We start from the raw sequence: 3,463 nt of genomic DNA on the forward strand, positions 1-3,463 counted from the left end.
TCCGGCTCAGACCACCGCGCCGGAGCCGTCGCGCCGCGCGGGCTTGACCCGCGGTGCGGCGGGAGCCGGCGGCGGCTGGCCGGAGCGCCGCTCCAGCGCGATCGCCACCGGCCCGGCCACGAACGACGACGACAGCGTGCCCACGACGATGCCGATCAGCAGGGCGATGGCGAAGTCCCGCAGCGAGTCGCCGCCGAACACCGCCAGAGCCGCCAGGATGAACAGCGCCCCGAGCCCGGTGTTCACCGTGCGCGGCGCGGTCTGCAGGATCGCGGCGTTCACCACCCGGCCGAACGGCTCGCCGCGTCGCACCGGCCACAGCTCGCGCACCCGGTCGAACAGCACGACCTTGTCGTTGACCGAGTAACCGATGATCGTCAGCATCGCGGCCAGGAACACCCCGTCGATCGGCTTGCCCAGCCAGGCGAACGTGCCGACGACGACGGCCGCGTCCACGAACAGCGCCGCCACGGCCGCCGTGCCGAACGTCCACCGGAACCGGAACGCCAGATAGGCGAGCTGCGCGGCGAGCGCGACGGCGAGCGCGATGAGCGCGTTGCGGCGCAGCTCCTCGCCCAGGCTCGGCCCGATGAGCTCGTCGCGCTGCTTGGTGACGTCGCCCACGCTCCGGTCCAGCGCCTCCTCCACGCGGACCACGTCGTCCGCGCTGATCTGCCCGGTGCGCACCGAGATCGCGTCGTCCGACCGCTGCACGACGGCCGAGGGGAACCCGGCGTCCGCCACCGCCTGCCTGGCCGCCGTGACGTCCACCGGCCTGCTCGTGCCGAACTCCACGATCCGGCCGCCGGTGAACTCGACGCCGTAGTTCAGGCCGCGGGTGACCAGCCCCGCCCCCGCGAGCACGAGCAGCCCGGCCGCGACGGCGAGCCACAGCCGCCTGCCCCGCATCAGATCCGGGTCGCGCCGGCTCAGCCAGGTCCTGACCCGGCCGATCGAGCCGATGCCGGACGCCCGGGGGCCGATCCTGCCGATCAGAGCGGTGGCGAGCACCCGGGTGATCAGCATGGCCGAGACCAGCGAGGCCAGCACGCCGATGGCCAGGGTCACGCCGAAGCCCTTCACCGGGCCCGAGGCCAGCCAGAACAGCAACCCGGCGGCGAGCAGGGTGGTGATGTTGGAGTCGGCGATCGCGCTCCAGGCGTTCTTGAAGCCGCGTTCGAGGGCCGCCTTGAGGCCACGGCGGGGCGCCTCGCCGTACTCCTCCCTGGCGCGTTCGAAGACCAGCACGTTGGCGTCCACCGCCATGCCGATCGCCAGGACGAACCCGGCCAGGCCGGGCAGTGTGAGCGTGGCCCCCATGGCCACGAGCCCGGCGTACGAGATCAGGCCGTAGCAGGCGAGCGCGACCGCGGCCAGCACGCCCACCAGGCGGTAGACGACGCCGATGAACAGCGCGGTCAGGATGACCCCGACGATGCCGGCCTTGGCGCTCGCCGCGATGGCGTCGGCGCCGAGGGTCGGGCCGACGGTGCGCTGCTCGACCAGTTCGAGCGGCACCGGGAGCGAACCGCCCTTGACCAGCACCGCGAGGTTCTGCGCCTCCTGGGCGGTGAAGGACCCGGTGATCTGCGTGGTGCCGCCGGGGATCCCCGCCTCGCAGGCGATCGACTCGTCCACCTGCGGCGAGGAGATGATCTCGTTGTCGAGGACGATGGCGACGCGGCGCTTGTGGTCGCCGGGAGGCGCGCAGGCCGCCGTCCCGGTCAGCTCCCGCCAGGGTCCGGGCTCCTTGAAGTCGATCGTGACGAACCATCCGGGCCCCATCTGGGGGTCGGTGCGGGCGGCGGCGTCGGTGACGCCGGCCCCGCTGAGCGCGACCGGCCCGAGCTTCAGCTTCTGGCCGCTCTCGTCGGCGATCGCGTCCTTGTCGCCGGCCTCCGCGGGGCCGAGCACCGGATGGAAGTTGAGCTGGGCGGTCTTGCCGATGACCGCGGCGGCCTCGCGCGGGTCGAGCACGCCGGGCAGTTCGACGATGATCCGCTTCTCGCCGGAGCGGACCAGGGTGGGATCGACGACTCCGAGGGCGTCCGCCCGGCGCCGGAGCACGTCGAGGGCACGGTCGGTGGCGTCGGCGTCCGCCTTGACCGTGGGAGAGTCCTTCGTCTCGAAGACGAGCTGGGTGCCGCCGCGCAGGTCGAGGCCGAGGCGCGGGGCCATGGTGAGGGCGAGCAATAGTGAGGTCGCGATGACGGCGAGCGCCGCCACCGCGCGCCACATGGGCGCACGGGACATGAAGCCTCCACAGGCGTACGAGTGGGAAAGGTCTCAGTACGCGGTGGAGGGAGGAGCGCGGGCCGTGGCGGCCCGGCGCGGGCACTGGGCGGGCGGGCCGTCCTGGTGCGGCCCGGCCCGGGTGACCCGGGTGCCGCCGCGCGGCGCCGCGGGGTTGGGCAGCACGACCGGCCCGCCGGACACGCCGGGGCCGCCCGCGCCCGCCTGGACACGGGGCGGATCGCCCTGGGCCGGCCGCGTGGCGTGGGCCGGGGCGCAGATCCGCGCGTCCGTGAGCCGCGCGCCGTCACGCGCCGGGGCCTGGCGGAGGGCCCCCTGGCGCGCGCCGTTCGCGGCGGCCGCCACACGACTCGGGATGTGGGGGTCCGCGACGTGGAGACCGGCGGCGCGATGCGGTGTCTCCCACGCGGACGCGGACGCGGGCACGCCGCCGGCGGTCAGGACGATCGCGTGCAGCAGGAGCAGCAGCGCGGCGGTCAGCCTGCGTCGCACGGTCATCGCCTCCCTCCCGCTTCGCCCGGTCCTGCGGCCACCGTAGCGAGTTCCGCGCGAATGTGCCGAATGCCGTACCGGCGGGAAACGGGAAACGCACCCGCGCGGAGGGGACCACCCGGTGAGAAACGGGTACACAGAGCGAATGGCGGGAACCGGGCAGGCGCCGAGCGGGAGAAACGGGCGACGGGAAACGCGGATGACCGTTTCGCGAAGGTGGGTTATGGTCGGTCTCATGGCGACCTCACGACGTGGCACGTGCGGGTCCACCGCCTTCACGTTGGTGGTGGGCCTGCTGATGCTCGCCCTCGCGCTGGTCGCCTCCACCCCCGCCTGGTATGGCGGGGATCCCGCTCAGCGCACGCCGCAGGCCGCCGCCGAGCTGTGGACACCGGGAGCGTGGACGCCGCAGTCGGCGACCCTGCCCGCGGGTCCCGCCGGTCCCGAGCACCTGCCGTTCCCGTTCCGGTCGCGCGTCGCCGTGGCCGCGGCTCCCGTCTCCGTACCGGTGCCCGCCCGGAGCCACGAGGACATCGTCCTCAGCCCGCAGCAGACCGGGCACCGAACCGCCGGCTCGCGCAGTCCACCACAGGCCGGGTGACACCAGCTCGCTCGGAGCGCGCCGGAACCGCGGCACCGTCCCGGTCCTCGTCGTCGCGCGCCTGACCCGTACCCGGCCGCACCGGCCCGGCGGGTCAGGCGACCGGCGACGCGACCG

Annotated in this window: 3 protein-coding genes; 1 reads left to right on the top strand and 2 read right to left on the bottom strand. The window is 74.4% G+C overall.

Annotated elements, in window-relative coordinates:
* Positions 1–6: 6 nt before the first annotated feature.
* Positions 7–2,253, bottom strand: a complete 2,247-nt coding sequence (gene secD / locus AB0J39_RS38765; protein WP_363474094.1) for a protein translocase subunit SecD — start codon at positions 2,251–2,253, stop codon at positions 7–9.
* Positions 2,254–2,286: 33 nt separating this feature from the next.
* Positions 2,287–2,751: a hypothetical protein gene (locus AB0J39_RS38770; RefSeq protein ID WP_363474096.1), complete on the bottom strand. Its 465-nt coding sequence runs from the start codon at positions 2,749–2,751 to the stop codon at positions 2,287–2,289.
* A gap of 229 nt (positions 2,752–2,980) precedes the next feature.
* On the opposite strand from AB0J39_RS38770, the gene AB0J39_RS38775 reads away from it, so the two are divergent.
* A complete protein-coding gene (locus AB0J39_RS38775) occupies positions 2,981–3,346 on the top strand; it encodes a hypothetical protein (protein ID WP_363474098.1) in 366 nt (121 codons plus the stop codon).
* Positions 3,347–3,463: the final 117 nt, after the last annotated feature.

This window comes from Microbispora sp. NPDC049633 (assembly GCF_040675265.1).
Classification (GTDB): Bacteria; Actinomycetota; Actinomycetes; order Streptosporangiales; family Streptosporangiaceae; genus Microbispora; species Microbispora maris.